This window comes from Mesorhizobium sp. M1409 (genome assembly GCF_040317535.1).
Lineage (GTDB): Bacteria > Pseudomonadota > Alphaproteobacteria > Rhizobiales > Rhizobiaceae > Mesorhizobium.
The window spans coordinates 1-13,911 of record NZ_JAMYKV010000049.1; the positions used below are offsets into that span (position 1 = coordinate 1).

Annotated in this window: 14 protein-coding genes; 10 read left to right on the plus strand and 4 right to left on the minus strand. The window is 64.6% G+C overall.

From position 1 onward, the window contains the following. Positions 1 to 232 precede the first annotated feature (232 nt). Positions 233 to 949: a ribonuclease PH gene (gene rph / locus NKG99_RS28315; protein WP_023762602.1), complete on the minus strand. Its 717-nt coding sequence runs from the start codon at positions 947 to 949 to the stop codon at positions 233 to 235. Between the two features lie 181 nt (positions 950 to 1,130). On the opposite strand from rph, the gene hrcA reads away from it, so the two are divergent. From hrcA to NKG99_RS28345, 6 genes are all read left to right on the plus strand, one after another. Continuing rightward, entirely contained in the window at positions 1,131 to 2,213 is a 1,083-nt protein-coding gene (hrcA, locus tag NKG99_RS28320) for a heat-inducible transcriptional repressor HrcA (protein ID WP_352872376.1), read from the plus strand. 83 nt (positions 2,214 to 2,296) lie between these two features. Next, positions 2,297 to 2,494: a hypothetical protein gene (locus tag NKG99_RS28325; protein WP_013528634.1), complete on the plus strand. Its 198-nt coding sequence runs from the start codon at positions 2,297 to 2,299 to the stop codon at positions 2,492 to 2,494. Between the two features lie 113 nt (positions 2,495 to 2,607). Then, on the plus strand, positions 2,608 to 3,957 hold the full coding sequence (locus tag NKG99_RS28330; RefSeq protein ID WP_352872378.1) for a PQQ-dependent sugar dehydrogenase: 1,350 nt from the start codon (positions 2,608 to 2,610) through the stop codon (positions 3,955 to 3,957). A 115-nt stretch (positions 3,958 to 4,072) separates the two neighbouring features. Then, positions 4,073 to 4,690 carry a LysE family translocator gene (locus NKG99_RS28335; protein WP_352872379.1) on the plus strand — a complete coding sequence of 206 codons (618 nt, stop codon included), beginning with the start codon at positions 4,073 to 4,075 and terminating at the stop codon, positions 4,688 to 4,690. A 199-nt stretch (positions 4,691 to 4,889) separates the two neighbouring features. Then, positions 4,890 to 5,870, plus strand: coding sequence for a cysteine synthase A (cysK, locus tag NKG99_RS28340; RefSeq protein WP_352872381.1), 981 nt, complete (start codon positions 4,890 to 4,892; stop codon positions 5,868 to 5,870). Between the two features lie 130 nt (positions 5,871 to 6,000). Then, entirely contained in the window at positions 6,001 to 6,627 is a 627-nt protein-coding gene (locus NKG99_RS28345) for a glutathione S-transferase family protein (RefSeq protein WP_352872382.1), read from the plus strand. Positions 6,628 to 6,657: 30 nt separating this feature from the next. On the opposite strand, the gene NKG99_RS28350 is transcribed toward NKG99_RS28345, so the two are convergent. Both NKG99_RS28350 and NKG99_RS28355 read right to left on the minus strand, forming a co-directional pair. After that, positions 6,658 to 7,902, minus strand: coding sequence for an RNA polymerase sigma factor (locus tag NKG99_RS28350; RefSeq protein ID WP_352872384.1), 1,245 nt, complete (start codon positions 7,900 to 7,902; stop codon positions 6,658 to 6,660). 7 nt (positions 7,903 to 7,909) lie between these two features. Then, the gene (locus tag NKG99_RS28355; protein ID WP_352872385.1) at positions 7,910 to 8,278 is read right to left on the minus strand and encodes a YciI family protein; all 369 of its coding nucleotides are present in this window, start codon (positions 8,276 to 8,278) and stop codon (positions 7,910 to 7,912) included. Positions 8,279 to 8,539: 261 nt separating this feature from the next. On the opposite strand from NKG99_RS28355, the gene NKG99_RS28360 reads away from it, so the two are divergent. The 3 genes from NKG99_RS28360 (at position 8,540) to NKG99_RS28370 (ending at position 12,218) form a co-directional block, all read left to right on the plus strand. Further along, on the plus strand, positions 8,540 to 9,499 hold the full coding sequence (locus NKG99_RS28360) for a TAXI family TRAP transporter solute-binding subunit (protein ID WP_352872386.1): 960 nt from the start codon (positions 8,540 to 8,542) through the stop codon (positions 9,497 to 9,499). 239 nt (positions 9,500 to 9,738) lie between these two features. Then, positions 9,739 to 11,838 (plus strand): TRAP transporter permease, encoded by a 2,100-nt coding sequence (locus tag NKG99_RS28365; protein WP_352872388.1) that lies wholly within the window; start codon positions 9,739 to 9,741, stop codon positions 11,836 to 11,838. Next, the gene (locus tag NKG99_RS28370) at positions 11,835 to 12,218 is read left to right on the plus strand and encodes a DUF1850 domain-containing protein (RefSeq protein WP_352872389.1); all 384 of its coding nucleotides are present in this window, start codon (positions 11,835 to 11,837) and stop codon (positions 12,216 to 12,218) included. The genes NKG99_RS28365 and NKG99_RS28370 overlap by 4 nt, the downstream gene beginning before the upstream one ends. Positions 12,219 to 12,538: 320 nt before the next feature. Here the strand turns inward: NKG99_RS28370 and NKG99_RS28375 are convergent, their stop codons facing one another. Further along, positions 12,539 to 12,679 carry a hypothetical protein gene (locus NKG99_RS28375; RefSeq protein WP_352872390.1) on the minus strand — a complete coding sequence of 47 codons (141 nt, stop codon included), beginning with the start codon at positions 12,677 to 12,679 and terminating at the stop codon, positions 12,539 to 12,541. Between the two features lie 376 nt (positions 12,680 to 13,055). Here NKG99_RS28375 and ku point away from each other — a divergent pair, with 376 nt between their 5' ends. Then, complete coding sequence (ku, locus tag NKG99_RS28380; RefSeq protein ID WP_352872391.1) at positions 13,056 to 13,910, plus strand: non-homologous end joining protein Ku; 855 nt, start codon at positions 13,056 to 13,058, stop codon at positions 13,908 to 13,910. The last annotated feature ends 1 nt before the right edge of the window (position 13,911 follow it).

Below are 13,911 nucleotides of genomic sequence, written 5' to 3' on the forward strand. Positions count from 1 at the left end.
GAGAGAAGACGGACAAACCCCGTTTTACGGGGCATGCACATGCGGCATTTCGATTCACTCAAAACTTTCCCCGGACAGCCCTGCGCAAGGGGGGAGATTGGAAGCATCAGCGCTGGCTCATGACTTGCAAAGTTGGTGATTGGCGAAACCCGCAACCACAGCCCATCTCCCCCCTTGCGGGGGAGATGGCCGGCAGGCCAGAGGGGGGTGCCTTGGCTCGGCATTCGAAACCTCAAGCCACTGCCATCTGCTGCAGGCTGACCAGGCGCTGGATGCCCTTCTTGGCCAGGCCCATCAATTCGGCGAACTGCCCTTCGGAGAAAGGCTCGCCCTCGGCGGTGCCCTGGATCTCGACGATGCCACCCTTGCCGGTCATGACGAAATTGGCGTCGGTGCCGGCCGACGAGTCCTCGATATAGTCGAGGTCGATGACCGGCTGGCCGTCATGGATGCCGCAGGAGATCGCCGCGACATGGTCCTTCAGCACCTTGGCGACGCTGGCCATCTGGCGGGCTTCCATCCAACGCAGGCAGTCATACAGCGCCACCCAGCCGCCGGTGATCGAGGCGGTGCGGGTGCCGCCATCGGCCTGGATGACGTCGCAGTCGACGGTGATCTGCTGCTCGCCCAGCGCCTGCAGATCGACCACGGCACGCAAGGAGCGGCCGATGAGCCGCTGGATCTCCAGCGTGCGGCCGCCCTGCTTGCCGGCGGAAGCCTCGCGGCGCATGCGCTCGCCGGTCGAGCGCGGCAGCATGCCGTATTCCGCCGTCACCCAGCCCTTGCCGGAATTGCGCATCCAGCCCGGCACCTTCTCTTCGAGGCTGGCCGTGCACAGGACATGCGTGTCGCCGAACTTCACCAGGCACGAGCCTTCGGCATGCTTGGAGACGCCGCGCTCGAAGGAGATGGCGCGCATTTCGTCGAATTGGCGTTTGGAAGGGCGCATTCAGGCTGCTTTCTTGTATCATTTTCGGAATCTTGGCCGGCTTGTAACCGCATGGGACGCACGGCGCAAAGGAAAATGGCCCGACGATCCGACACAGACACCGGGTGATCTGACGCGCGCACACCGGGTTGCGCGGGCCGTAGCGAAGTCTATATCCTTGGGCCGGAGGTTTTTGGCCGCAATGACCAAGCCAGTCGATCCGAGTTCGCAGTCGCCCGCGCTTCAATCTTTGGATATGCGCTCGCGCGACATCTTCCGGCGCATCGTCGATTCCTATCTCAAGGACGGCGAACCCGTGGGATCACGCAGCCTGTCGCGCATCCTGCCGTCCTCGCTGTCGCCGGCCACCATCCGTAACGTGATGAGCGACCTCGAGCATCTCGGTCTGATCTACGCGCCGCACATCTCGGCCGGCCGGTTGCCGACGCAGGCCGGCCTGCGTTTCTTCGTCGACGCCTTCATGGAGCTTGGCGATCTCTCCGACGAGGAGCGCCGCGCCATCGAGGCGCAGGTGCGGGCATCCGGCTCGGGCGCGACGCTGGAACACATGCTGACCGAGGCCAGCCAGATGCTGTCGGGCATGTCGCGCGGCGCCGGCTTGGTGCTTGCCGCCAAGAACGAAGTGGCGCTGAAGCACATCGAATTCATCCAGCTCGAGCCGACCAAGGCGCTGGCGGTGCTGGTGTCGCAGAATGGCGATGTCGAAAACCGCGTCGTCGAGCTGCCCGCCGGCGTCACCGTCTCGCAGCTGCACGAGGCCTCGAACTTCCTCAACGCCCATATCCGCGGCCGCACGCTGGCCGAGGCGCGGATCGAGATCGCCCGCATCAAGGAAGAGACCAGGGCCGCCCTCGACACGCTGTCGCAAGACCTGGTCGAAAAGGGGCTGGCGGTGTGGGCCGGCGCCGACAGCGGCCTGCCGGCACGGCTGATCGTGCGCGGCCGCGCCAATCTGCTCGAAAACGTCACCGCCCAGGCCGATATCGAACTGTTGCGGCACTTGTTCGAGGACATGGAGACGCAGGACGGGTTGATCCAGTTGCTCGACCTCGCCGAGGAAGGATCGGGCGTGCGCATCTTCATCGGCTCGGAAAACAAGCTGTTCTCGCTGTCCGGCTCATCGCTGGTGGTCGCGCCCTATCGCGACAAAGACGCCCGCGTCGTCGGCGCGCTCGGCGTCATCGGCCCGACCCGGCTCAACTATGCCCGCATCGTGCCGATGGTCGACTATACGGCGCAGCTGATATCCCGCATGCTGCGCTAGGTGTATTGATATTCCGGGGATGCCGGCCTGACCTGAATCTCAGCACCTTAGATCCAAACCTAAGGCCTCCGAGGAGAAAAAGAATGGCGCTCGAAGAATTCAAAGCCCGGATCAGCCTGCTGCTCGAGGAGATGGTCAACCAGCCGGAAGACCAGCACGAGATCCAGGAGCAGTTGCGTGAAAAACTGCGGGAAATGCGCGCCATGGGCCTGCCGCTGCCGGCCGATCTCGTCGAACTGGAAAAACGTCTCGATGACGATTTCTACGCCGCTGGGACCTGAGGCAAAAAACCTCCGCTTTCACTTCAACTGATCGTGTGCCGCGGAACAACAGACGAAACCGCTCGTTTGCCCCTTTGCGGCCGTTCATTGTGTGACCGGGTTTGGAGGATTGAATGATCCGATTGGCCGGGCTGGCCATCTCCGCCGCGGTGTTTCTCACCGCCGCTGCATTCGCCCAGCAGGCGGAGCCCGTATTGAAAGGTGCCGCCGCCTTCGGCGACTGGCGTGCCGACAGGCCGGGTGTGCGCCGCCTGATCAAGCCGAACGATCTGCCAAAGCCCGACGTCACCAATTCCGCCTCCAACAGCGCCGGCCTCGCCGAAAGACCGGCAGGCGCCAAGCCGAAACTGCCGCCGGGCTTTTCGGCCGAGCTGATCGCGTCGGGCATCGACAATCCGCGCGTCGTGCGCGTCGCGCCGAACGGAGACCTGTTCGTCGCCGACAGCGAAGGCAACCAGATCCGCGTCTACCGCCTCGCCGACGGCAGTGCCAAGCCCATTGAGAAAGGCATCTTTGCCGGCAATCTCAACCAGCCCTATGGCATTGGCTTCTATCCTCCGGGCAACGACCCGCAATGGGTCTATGTCGCCAACAGCGACAGCGTGGTGCGCTTTGCCTATCGCAATGGCGACCTGAAGGCATCAGGCGATCCGGAGGCCATCGTCGACGACATCCCTTCAAGTCATCACTGGACCCGCGATATCGCTTTCTCGCCGGACGGCAAGACGCTTTATCTATCGGTCGGGTCTGGTTCGAACGCCGCGCAGGATATGGGCAACGAACCGGAAGGCGGCCTCGACGCCTGGGCGAAGTCGCAGCCGCTCGGCGCTGCCTGGGGTCCCGAGGATGGCCGCGCGGCTGTGCTGGCTTTCGATCCCAACGGCAAGAACGGTCGCATCGTCGCCACTGGCCTGCGCAACTGTTCGGGCATGGCCGTGCAGCCGGCGACCGGCGCGCTGTGGTGCGTCGTCAACGAACGCGATGCGCTCGGCGACAATGTGCCGCCCGAATATGCGACCGTGGTCAAGGAGGGCGCCTTCTATGGCTGGCCCTGGTACTATATCGGCAACAACGAGGATCCGCGCCACAAGGGCGCGCGCCCCGATCTTGCCGGCAAGGCGACCATTCCCGACGTGCTGATGCAAGCACATTCGGCGCCGCTCAACATCGCCTTCTACGAAGGGAAGAGCTTTCCGTCCGAATACAAGGGTGACGCCTTTGTCGCTCTGCACGGCTCATGGAACCGTGGCAACAGGACCGGCTACAAGGTGGTGAGATTGCTGTTCAGCGACGGCAAGCCGACCGGCGAATACGAGGATTTCATCACCGGCTTCGTCGTCTCCAACGGCGAGGTCTGGGGTCGGCCGGTCGGCGTGGCGGTGGCGAAGGACGGCGCGCTGATCGTGACCGAGGACGGCAACGGCACCATCTGGCGCGTCACCCATGACGGCGGCCGCTCCTGAGCGCAAATTCGCATGCCGGCGTGGTGCAATCGAATTCGGGGGCAGGGAATTCACGTCTGGCGGACTTTGTGCGATAGGAGGCTGCGATAGCAGCGTCGCGCGCAAGGCCACAACCATGACCCTCACCGGATTCCTCGCCTACAGTGCCGCTCTCGGCATCGCCGCCGCCATTCCTGGCCCCGGCGTCGCCGCGCTCGTCGCGCGTGCGCTCGGCTCCGGCTTCCGCTCATCCCTGGCGATGTCCTTTGGCCTGATGGCTGGCGACCTCACCTATCTGACCGCCGTGGTGCTCGGTCTCGCCTTCGTCGCGCAGACCTTCGGCATGGTTTTTCTCGCCATCAAATGGCTCGGTGTCGCTTACCTCGCCTTCCTCGGCTGGCGCTTCTGGAACAGCGGCATCACGCCCGAGACCGTCGAGGCGAAGAAGGGCAAGGGCGGGCTGCTGTCGAGCTTCCTTGCCGGCCTGACCGTCACGCTCAGCAATCCGAAGACGATGGTCTTCTACCTCGCGATCACGCCGACCATCGTCGACCTGAAGACCATCACACTGACCGATTACGGCATTCTTGTCGCGCTGACGGTCGTCGTGCTTCTGGTGGTGCTGGTGCCGTATCTGGCGCTGGCGGCCAAGGCGCGCTGGTTCCTGAAGTCGCCGCGCGCGCTCAAGGCGCTGAACCGCACCGCCGCCGGCTTCATGGTCGGCGCCGCCGCGGCGATTGCCGCCCGGCAATAGAGGGCTTTTCGGCCAAAGTATTTCGTAAACAGGCCTTTTCGCGAAATGCTTTTCCGGGGGCGCGACGTTTTCGACACAGGTCCCACTCGGATATTTTCAGCCGACAGTCTATCTTGCGCGGCCGAAGGCCCTATCTTGCCGGCTTGAATTCCATTTGCCTGAAATTCTCCACTTGCCTGAAATTCTGGGAGCGAAACCAATGAACAAGCCCGTCACCTCTGCCCGTTTACCCGGTCGCGGCCGTGTCTACGATTCCATCACCGATACGATCGGCGACACGCCCCTGGTGCGGCTCGACAAGTTCGCTCGGGAAAAGGGCATCGTCGCCAATCTGATCGCCAAGCTCGAATTCTTCAATCCGATCTCCTCGGTCAAGGACCGCATCGGCGTGGCGATGATCGAGGCGCTGGAGGCAGCCGGCAAGATTTCTCCCGGCAAAACCACGCTGATCGAACCGACGTCGGGCAACACCGGCATAGCGCTTGCCTTCGCCGCCGCCGCCAAGGGCTACAAACTGATCCTGACGATGCCGGAAACGATGTCGATCGAGCGCCGGAAAATGCTGGCGCTGCTTGGCGCCGAGCTGGTGCTGACCGAGGGCCCGAAAGGCATGAAGGGCGCCATCGCCAAGGCCGATGAACTGGCCGCGACGATCCCCAACGCGATCATCCCGCAGCAGTTCGAGAACCCCGCCAATCCGGAAATCCATCGCACGACGACGGCCGAGGAAATCTGGAACGACACGCATGGCGAGGTCGATATCTTCGTCGCCGGCATCGGTACCGGCGGCACCATCACCGGCGTCGGCCAGGTGCTGAAGAAGCGCAAGCCCTCGGTGCATGTCGTCGCGGTCGAGCCGGACTCCTCACCGGTTCTGTCGGGTGGCCAGCCCGGCCCCCACAAGATCCAGGGCATCGGCGCCGGCTTTGCGCCCAAAATCCTCGACACGACGATCTATGACGAGATCGTCACGGTGTCGAACGAGGATTCGGTCGCAAATGCCCGCCTCGTCGCCCGACTCGAAGGCGTACCGGTCGGCATCTCGTCGGGCGCCGCCCTGCAGGCGGCCATCGTCGTCGGCTCGCGGCCGGAGAACAAGGGCAAGAACCTGGTCGTGGTCATCCCGTCCTTCGCCGAGCGTTATCTGTCGACCATCCTGTTCGAGGGGCTGGGCTCGTAGTCCTACGCTTCTTCGCGACTAGGCTGGCCCGCTGAAAAAAGTCCCTCGTGGCGCCAGCCACCGGCTTGAGCAGCACCCTGCTTCCGGTTCATATCCCACCGGTCCGCCTTTCGCGGCCCGGGAGGATTTCATGCACAAGCTCTACACTCGTCCGGGCAGCGGCGGCTTCGTCGTCGAGGCGGCGCTGGCGCTGGCGAACGCGCCGTTCGAGCAGATCGACGTGCCGAAGACGGACCGGCCCGATCCGGCCTTCCTCGACATCAGCCCCTTGAACCAAGTGCCGGTGCTGACGTTGCCGGACGGAAGCTCGATGACCGAATCGGCGGCGATCTGCATCCTGCTTGCCGAGCGTCATCCCAATGCCAGCCTGGCGCCGGCGGCCGACGCGCCTGCCCGCGCCGACTTCCTCCGCTGGATGGCCTTCATGTCATCAGTGCTCTATCCGGCGATCCTACGGCTTTACTACGCGCATCGTTACACGACCGATGCCGAAGGCACCAACGCGGTCAAGCAGGCAGCCGTCGCCGAGATGGACCGCGGCTTCGCCGTCCTCGATGCCTCTCTCGAAGGCCGTGACTGGCTGGTCGGCGACCGAATGTCGCTCGCGGACATCTACCTCGCCATGCTGGTGGCCTGGCATCCCGACGCCGAAAGGGCGCGGGCGACCTGGCCTGATATCGAGCGTCTGTGGTCGAAGCTGCGCGAGCATCCCCTGATGAAGACGCTCAACACATCGCATGAGATGTGGCCAGGCTGAACGGACGGCAAAGCGCCGCCTTGGCGAGGCTCAATTTCGCAGCACCGCCCTTTTGCCCTGCAGGAACCGGCGCACCGCTGGGTCGCGCTCGAGGCCGATCGCCCTGTCATAGGCTTCGCATGCCTGCGGTGCCTGGCCGAGCCTGGCCAGGAGACCGGCGCGGGCTGCCCAATAGGGCTGATACTCATCTAGCCGCTTGTCGTCGCCCAGCACGTAGAGGGCCGCCAGTCCAGCCACGGCACCCTCGGCCTCGGCGATCGCCACCGCGCGGTTGATCGCCACCACCGGTGATCCCGCGATCGAGAGCAGCGCGTCGTAGAGCTCGCGTACCGCCACCCAGTCGGTGCGGCCGGTCAGCCGTCGTGCCGCATGTGCGGACTGAACCGCCGCCTCAAGCTGGTAGCGGCCGATGACGCCCATGGTGGCGGCGCGGCGGAGCAGGGATTCCGCTTCGTCGACCAAAGCGCCATCCCACAGCGTATGATCCTGCTCGGCCAGCGGAACATAATCTCCGGCCGCATCGCGCCGTGCCGCGCGCCGCGCCTCGGCGAACAGCATCAGCGACAGCAGGCCCAGCGCCTCGGGCTCTTCCGGCATCAGCGAAGCCATCAGGCGGCCGAGCCAGATGCCTTCGCTGGCCAGATTGCGGCGCCGCGTTTCGGTGCCCGCGGGATCGGACCAGCCTTCTGCAAAGGCGGCGTAGATCGCTTCCAGCACCGCATCCAGCCTTTCGCCGAGTTCGGTCCGGTCTGGAACGCGGAACGGAATGCCGGTTTCACGGATGCGGTTCTTGGCGCGCACCAGGCGCTGGCCCATCGTTGCCGGTGACACCAGGAAGGCGGAGGCGATCGTTGCCGCGTCGAACCCGAGCACGGTCTGCAGGATCAGCGGCGAACGAATGCCGGGCTCGATTGCCGGATGGGCGCAGGCGAACATCAGCCGCAGCCGTTCGTCGGGAAGGTCTTCGTCGGTCATGCGCGCCTCCATCTCCTCGGCAATCAGCTTGAGATGCTCGCGGCCGGCCTCGCTGGTCAGCCGCCGCCGCACCGCATCGACGCGGCGCCGCCTTGCCACCGCCAGCAGCCAAGCTTCCGGCTTTTCGGGCACGCCGGTTCGTGGCCAGCGTTCGAGCGCCGCGGCAAAGGCGTCAGCCAGCGCGTCCTCGGCGGCGGCCACGTCACGCGTGCGCGCCGCGAGCCAGGCGACCAGCTTGCCGTAGCTTTGCCGGGCGGCGGTTTCCGCCGCCGCCCAGGCGATCTCCGGGCGACTGTCCATCACCTCGTCATTTCTTGGGCATGTAGTCGGCCATTTCCCAGATCGGCCGCAACTCGACCGTGCCGGTGCTGGCCGCCGGACAGCGTGCCGCCCATTCGATGGCTGTATCGATGTCGGCCGCCTCGATCATGTAGAAGCCGGCAAGCTGCTCCTTGGTGTCGGCATAGGGGCCGTCAATCACGTTGGTCTTGCCGTCAGCGATCCGCACCGAGGTGGTTGCCTGGGTCGGGCGCAGCCTTTCGCCAGCCAGCCACGCACCGGATTTCTTCAACGCTTCGGTATAGGCGCCATAGGCCGCGCTCATCTGCTGGGCCTTCTCGATCGGCGTGTTCGCCAATGCGGCTTCGTCGTTATTGATCAAAATCATGTATCGCATGGTCTTCTCCCGTTGTTTCGAAGGCCGCTTCGTTGCGAGCCGGACGTATGTCGCGCGGCAGCGCGCGATTTCGACAGGCAGCTCAAAAAAACTTTCGGCTGCGCTGGCTTTTTGCGCAAGCCGCCATCTGTTTCCCGATCCCTCAACCGTTCGTCCAACGAGCACAATTGCGGGTTGGCATTTGCGGCTCGCTGTCTAAACTCGCTCCGGTTCGCACCTGGGAGGCGGTGCGGTCGTCGATATTTTCAGGGAGGAGATCCGATGTTCCATTTCAGAACGAAATTCGTTGCGGCCGGCGCCGTGGCGCTCTCGCTTGGCCTGGGCGCTGTCTCAGCCAAGGCACAGGAATTCATCAACGTGCTGACCGGCGGCACGTCCGGTGTCTATTATCCGCTCGGCGTCGCATTGTCTGAAATCTACGGCAAGGGCATCGAAGGCGCGCGCACCCAGGTGCAGGCGACCAAGGCTTCGGTCGAAAATCTCAATCTGCTGCAGCAGGGCAAGGGCGAGATCGCCTTTGCGCTCGGCGATTCCGTCAAGCTGGCCGCCGAGGGCAACACCGAGGCCGGATATCCAGGCAAGCTCGACAAACTGCGCGGCATCGCCGCCATCTATCCCAACTACATCCAGATCGTCGCCAGCAAGGAATCCGGCATCAAGACGCTGGCCGATCTCAAGGGCAAGAGCCTGTCGGTCGGCGCGCCAGCCTCCGGCACCGAGCTCAACGCGCGCGCCATCTTCGCCGCCGCCGGGCTGAAATACGAGGATCTCGGCCGCGTCGAATATCTGCCCTTCGCCGAATCGGTCGAGCTGATCAAGAACCGCCAGCTCGACGCCACGCTGCAATCGGCCGGGCTCGGCGTCGCCTCGATCCGCGACCTCGCCACCTCCGTGCCGATCAACGTCGTTGCCGTGCCAGAGCAGGACGTCGCCAAGATCGGTGCGCCCTATCTTTCGGTGGTCATTCCCAAGGGCACCTATGAGGGCCAGAGCGAGGATGTCGCCACCGCCGCCGTCGGCAATTTCCTCATCACCCGCGCCGATGTCTCCGATGAAACCGCCTATCAGATGACCAAGCTCCTGTTCGAGCATCTCGACCAGCTTGCCGCGGCGCATGCGGCCGCCAAGGCGATCGACCCGGCCAAGGCGCTCGACGGCATGCCGGTGCCGCTGCATCCGGGGGCTGAGCGGTATTACAAGGAGAAGGGGCTGCTGAAGTAAGCGCCTTTCCCTCCCCTTGAGGGGAGGGTGGACAGCCGCCGAAGGCGGGTGGACGGGTGGGGTCGGTCCAGGCCGCGCACTGCCGCAATGACCCCGCCCGGGGGGGGGGGCCCGCCCCCCGGGGGGGGGGGGGGGGGGGGGGCCGGGCCATGCCGCGCACTGCCGCAATGACCCCGCCCGCCTCGCTTCGCTCGGCCCTGCCCTCGAGGGGGAGGGAAAGCACCGCCAGGAACCCGCCAATGACTGACGTCCATCCGAAAACCCCGACCGTGCTTGCGCCCGCCGAAGAGCAGGTAGAAGGCCTGCCGCCGGGCTTCGGCGAAGGGCTCGCCGGTAAGGCCGCCTTTCTCATCGCCGTCGCCTTTTCCGTGTTCCAGATTTACGTCGCCGCCTATGGCAGCATTCCGAGCCAGGTGGTGCGGGCCATGCATGTCGGCTTCCTGCTGCTGCTCGGCTTCGGCCTGATCGCCAATCTGCGCGCCACCAGCGTGCCGGCGAAGGCCGCGTTCTGGACGCTCGGCGCGCTCGGCTTTGGCACCGGCCTGTACAATTGGGTGTTCTATATCGACCTCATCCGCCGCTCCGGCTTCCTGACCACGCCGGACCTTATCGTCGGCGCCGTGCTGGTGGTGCTGGTCTTCGAGGCCGCGAGGCGGCTGATGGGGCTACCGCTGGCGGTCATCGCCTTCATCTTCCTCGCCTACTGCTTCGTCGGCAATCATCTGCCGCCGCCACTGACCCATCGTGGCTATGATTTCGCCCAGCTCGTCGACACCTTCGCCTATGGCACCGAAGGCATCTACGGCACGCCGATCTATGTTTCGGCCGCCTACATCTTCATCTTCGTCGTCTTCGCCGCCTTTCTCGAACGCGCCGGCATGATCGCATTGTTCAACGATTTCGCGCTAGGTCTTGTCGGCACATGGCGCGGCGGCCCGGCGCAGGTCTGCGTGCTGTCGTCGGCGCTGATGGGCACCATTTCCGGATCGGGCGTCGCCAACGTGGTGGCCAGCGGCCAGTTCACCATCCCGCTGATGAAGCGCTTCGGCTTCCGCTCGGCTTTCGCCGGCGCCGTCGAGGCGACCTCCTCGATGGGCGGCCAGATCATGCCACCGGTGATGGGCGCGGTCGCCTTCATCATGGCCGAAACGCTGAACGTGCCCTATGCCGAAGTGGTCAAGGCGGCGATCATCCCGGCGTTGCTCTATTTCGGCGCCTGCTTCTGGCAGGTGCATCTGGAAGCCGGCAAGGCCGGCCTGCACGGCATGGCGAAGGCGGACCTGCCCAACCCGTGGGACGCGGTGAAACAACACTGGCCGCTGGTGCTGCCGCTCGCAGCCCTCATCTATCTTTTGTTCGCCGGCTATACGCCGATCTTCGCCGGCACGATGGGCCTGGCGCTGACCATCGTGCTCATCCTCGGCACGCCGCTGGCCGCGGCGATCGGGCCGCTCGCCTTCCGCATCGTGTTCTGGTTGGCCCTCGGGCTTGCGGCGGCTTCGTTCATGAAATTCGGCGTCAACCTCCTCGGCCTCGTCATCGCCGCGCTGGTCGTCGCCTGCTTCACCTCTAGGGGCGGCCGCGAAACGCTGCGGATCTGCGTCGATTCGCTCGCCGAAGGCGCCAAGAACGCACTGCCGGTCGGCATCGCCTGCGCCATCGTCGGCATCGTCATCGGCACGCTGACGCTGACCGGCATCGCCTCGACCTTCATCGGCTGGATCATCTCGATTGGCGAGGACAATCTTTTCCTGTCGCTGGTGCTGACCATGGTCACTTGCCTGGTGCTCGGCATGGGCATCCCGACCATTCCCAACTACATCATCACCTCGTCGCTGGCCGGGCCGGCGCTTTTGTCGCTTGGCGTGCCGCTGCTGGTCAGCCACATGTTCGTCTTCTATTTCGGCATCATGGCCGACCTGACGCCGCCGGTGGCGCTGGCCGCGTTTGCCGCGGCACCGATGGCCAAGGAAAGTGGCCTCAAGATCGGCATCCAGGCGACCAAGCTTGCCATTGCCGGCTTCGTCGTGCCGTTCATGGCGGTCTACACGCCGGCGCTGATGCTGCAGGATGCCGGGCCGATCGCCGCCCAGTTCGGCTATCCGGTCGAGGTCGCCTACATCGTCGCCAAGGCGTGCATGGGCATAATGCTGTGGGGTGCCGCCGCCGTCGGCTTCCTCGTCAGGCGCATGGCGTGGTGGGAGCGCCTGCTGGCCTTCGCCGCCGGCGTGCTGCTGGTCGCCGCGGTACCGCTCACCGACGAGGCCGGCTGGGCGCTGTCGCTTGCCTGGATCGGCTGGCATTGCTGGCGGGCGCGGCAGGCGTCGATCTCCGCATGAGCCTGTGCATCCTGGCCGCCGGCAAGACGGTGACGCTCTCGGTTGCCGCCTTCACGCTGTCCTGGACCCATTCGGTGGAACGGACGCGCTGGCAGGAGGACTGGAAGCTGACGCCTTCCGGCCTGCAGGTGGTCGAGGCGCGGATCGAAGGTTCTGGCGCCGGCATGGAACCTCCGGAAGGCGCGGTGCTGAAAGACGGCTGGTGGATTTATACGCCTGATGTCGGTCCGCAGCGGCGCGTCGTGCTCGCTGCCTCGGGTGCCACCGGCGACGGCTGGACGCTGTGCACGGTTCAGGGCTGCCGTGAACTGGGCAGGGCGACTGGCGCCTCCATCGTGCTGGAACCATGCGGGTCGGACGGCACGAGCCAGCCGCGATAGCGCACGATCAATCCGATGAGCGGATGGGAAACTGAACACCATGCCCACGACCGGAGCACAGAACGCAGACGCCATCGAAAACGATGAGGATGGCGTGCGTCGCTGGATATTTCGGAGGGACGATCCGACGTGGGACGGTCGGTCACGCCGGCCTCGGCTGTCCTATGATACTAAGCCAGCCAGCAATGGCACCAAAAGCCGTGGCGATGTCGCATGTCGCCCGTCGACGACAGCGGGACGCTCGGCGCGATAGGTGGTGGCGCGGGTAGAGGTGGCGGGCCTGCAAATCCGGCTGTCGTGGCGATTTTCGAAAGCCATGATCAGTGCGCGCCCAGCGAGTTGCCGCGACGGGCGCAGGCCGGGCCGGGGCCGCGCATGTAATAGCGCTCGGGCCGATATGTCGGCGCAACGAATTCGCGGATGGCGGCGGCATAGCCGATGAGGTGCGCGATGAAGTTCATTTACCTGGTCCCTGTCCCGATTTTCGGATGTCCCTTCCGAATTGCGGTCATCATAGCGTCGAGGCGTGAATAGTCGGTGAACGTGATGTTAATATCTGGTCAAAAATGCCTTGCTTCGTGGCTGGAATGCGGCTGATTCGGGGTCTTTCCGTGCAGTTGGTCGGCATTCCGGCCAATGTGACTTTTGCATCACATATGTTTCGTTTGAATGTCGCCCGCGCGCGGTTCTGTTTCAACTTTTGCCGCGCCCGTGAAATTTCCGTGCTTGGCGCCTCGGCGCCGCAAACCGACCTGGACCTCCATTCGTCGCGCGATGGCGGAACTGGAGCGGGCTCTGTCCGTTCTCACCCTTATCGGGTCGTGGAAGGGAAAAGTCATGGCGCCGCGTCCAGCCTGGAAGGGCTATCTGAAGCTGTCGCTGGTCACCTGTGCCGTCGAGCTGACCAATGCCGTCAGCCACGCCGAGAAGGTCTCGTTTCGGGTGCTGAACCGCAAGACCGGCAACACGGTGAAGCGCATCTATGTCGATTCCGAAACCGGCAAGCCGCTCGGTGACGGCGACGAGATCAAGGGCTATGAGGTCGACGACGGCGAATTCCTTCAAATCGAGGAGGACGAAATCGAGGCTGTGCGGATCGAAGCATCGCATACGCTGGCTCTCGACGGGTTCGTCGACAAAGCCTCGATCCAGCAGATCTATCTCGACACGCCCTACTATGTCACGCCGGCCGACAAGGTGTCGGAAGAGGCGTTCGCCGTCATCCGCGATGCCATGGCGGGCAAGAAGATGGCCGGACTGGCGCGCATCGTGCTCTATCAACGCGAGCGCCCCGTGGTGATCGAACCGCTCGACATGGGCATGGTGCTGACGACGCTGCGCTACGACACAACGGTGCGCGAGCCCGACACGGTGTTCGGCGACGTCAAGGCGGTGAAGACCGATCCGGAGATGACCGAGCTGGCCGAGCTGATCATCGACAAGAAGAAAGCGAAGTTCGATCCAGCGGAATTCGAGGACGAATACGAGAACGCGCTGCTCGAGCTGGTCCGCGCCAAGAAGGCGGGCAGAAAGGCGCCCAACGCCAAAGCGGCGCCCAAACCCTCCAATGTCGTCAATCTGTTCGACGCGCTGAAGAAGAGCCTGTCGTCGGATGGCGACGCGACGAAGGCTTCGGCGAAGGCTAAACGCGCCAAGCCGAAAGCCGGTGCGCCCAAGCGCAAATCGGCCTGAG

Coding starts and splice junctions, on each gene's coding strand:
- NKG99_RS28335 (WP_352872379.1), top strand. CDS start 4,073: ATGACCCTCACCGGATTCCTCGCCTACAGTGCCGCTCTCGGCATCGCC.
- NKG99_RS28370 (WP_352872389.1), top strand. CDS start 11,835: ATGAGCCTGTGCATCCTGGCCGCCGGCAAGACGGTGACGCTCTCGGTT.
- ku (WP_352872391.1), top strand. CDS start 13,056: ATGGCGCCGCGTCCAGCCTGGAAGGGCTATCTGAAGCTGTCGCTGGTC.
- rph (WP_023762602.1), bottom strand. CDS start 949: ATGCGCCCTTCCAAACGCCAATTCGACGAAATGCGCGCCATCTCCTTC.
- NKG99_RS28350 (WP_352872384.1), bottom strand. CDS start 7,902: ATGGACAGTCGCCCGGAGATCGCCTGGGCGGCGGCGGAAACCGCCGCC.
- NKG99_RS28365 (WP_352872388.1), top strand. CDS start 9,739: ATGACTGACGTCCATCCGAAAACCCCGACCGTGCTTGCGCCCGCCGAA.
- NKG99_RS28330 (WP_352872378.1), top strand. CDS start 2,608: ATGATCCGATTGGCCGGGCTGGCCATCTCCGCCGCGGTGTTTCTCACC.
- hrcA (WP_352872376.1), top strand. CDS start 1,131: ATGACCAAGCCAGTCGATCCGAGTTCGCAGTCGCCCGCGCTTCAATCT.
- NKG99_RS28355 (WP_352872385.1), bottom strand. CDS start 8,278: ATGCGATACATGATTTTGATCAATAACGACGAAGCCGCATTGGCGAAC.
- NKG99_RS28345 (WP_352872382.1), top strand. CDS start 6,001: ATGCACAAGCTCTACACTCGTCCGGGCAGCGGCGGCTTCGTCGTCGAG.
- NKG99_RS28325 (WP_013528634.1), top strand. CDS start 2,297: ATGGCGCTCGAAGAATTCAAAGCCCGGATCAGCCTGCTGCTCGAGGAG.
- cysK (WP_352872381.1), top strand. CDS start 4,890: ATGAACAAGCCCGTCACCTCTGCCCGTTTACCCGGTCGCGGCCGTGTC.
- NKG99_RS28360 (WP_352872386.1), top strand. CDS start 8,540: ATGTTCCATTTCAGAACGAAATTCGTTGCGGCCGGCGCCGTGGCGCTC.
- NKG99_RS28375 (WP_352872390.1), bottom strand. CDS start 12,679: ATGAACTTCATCGCGCACCTCATCGGCTATGCCGCCGCCATCCGCGAA.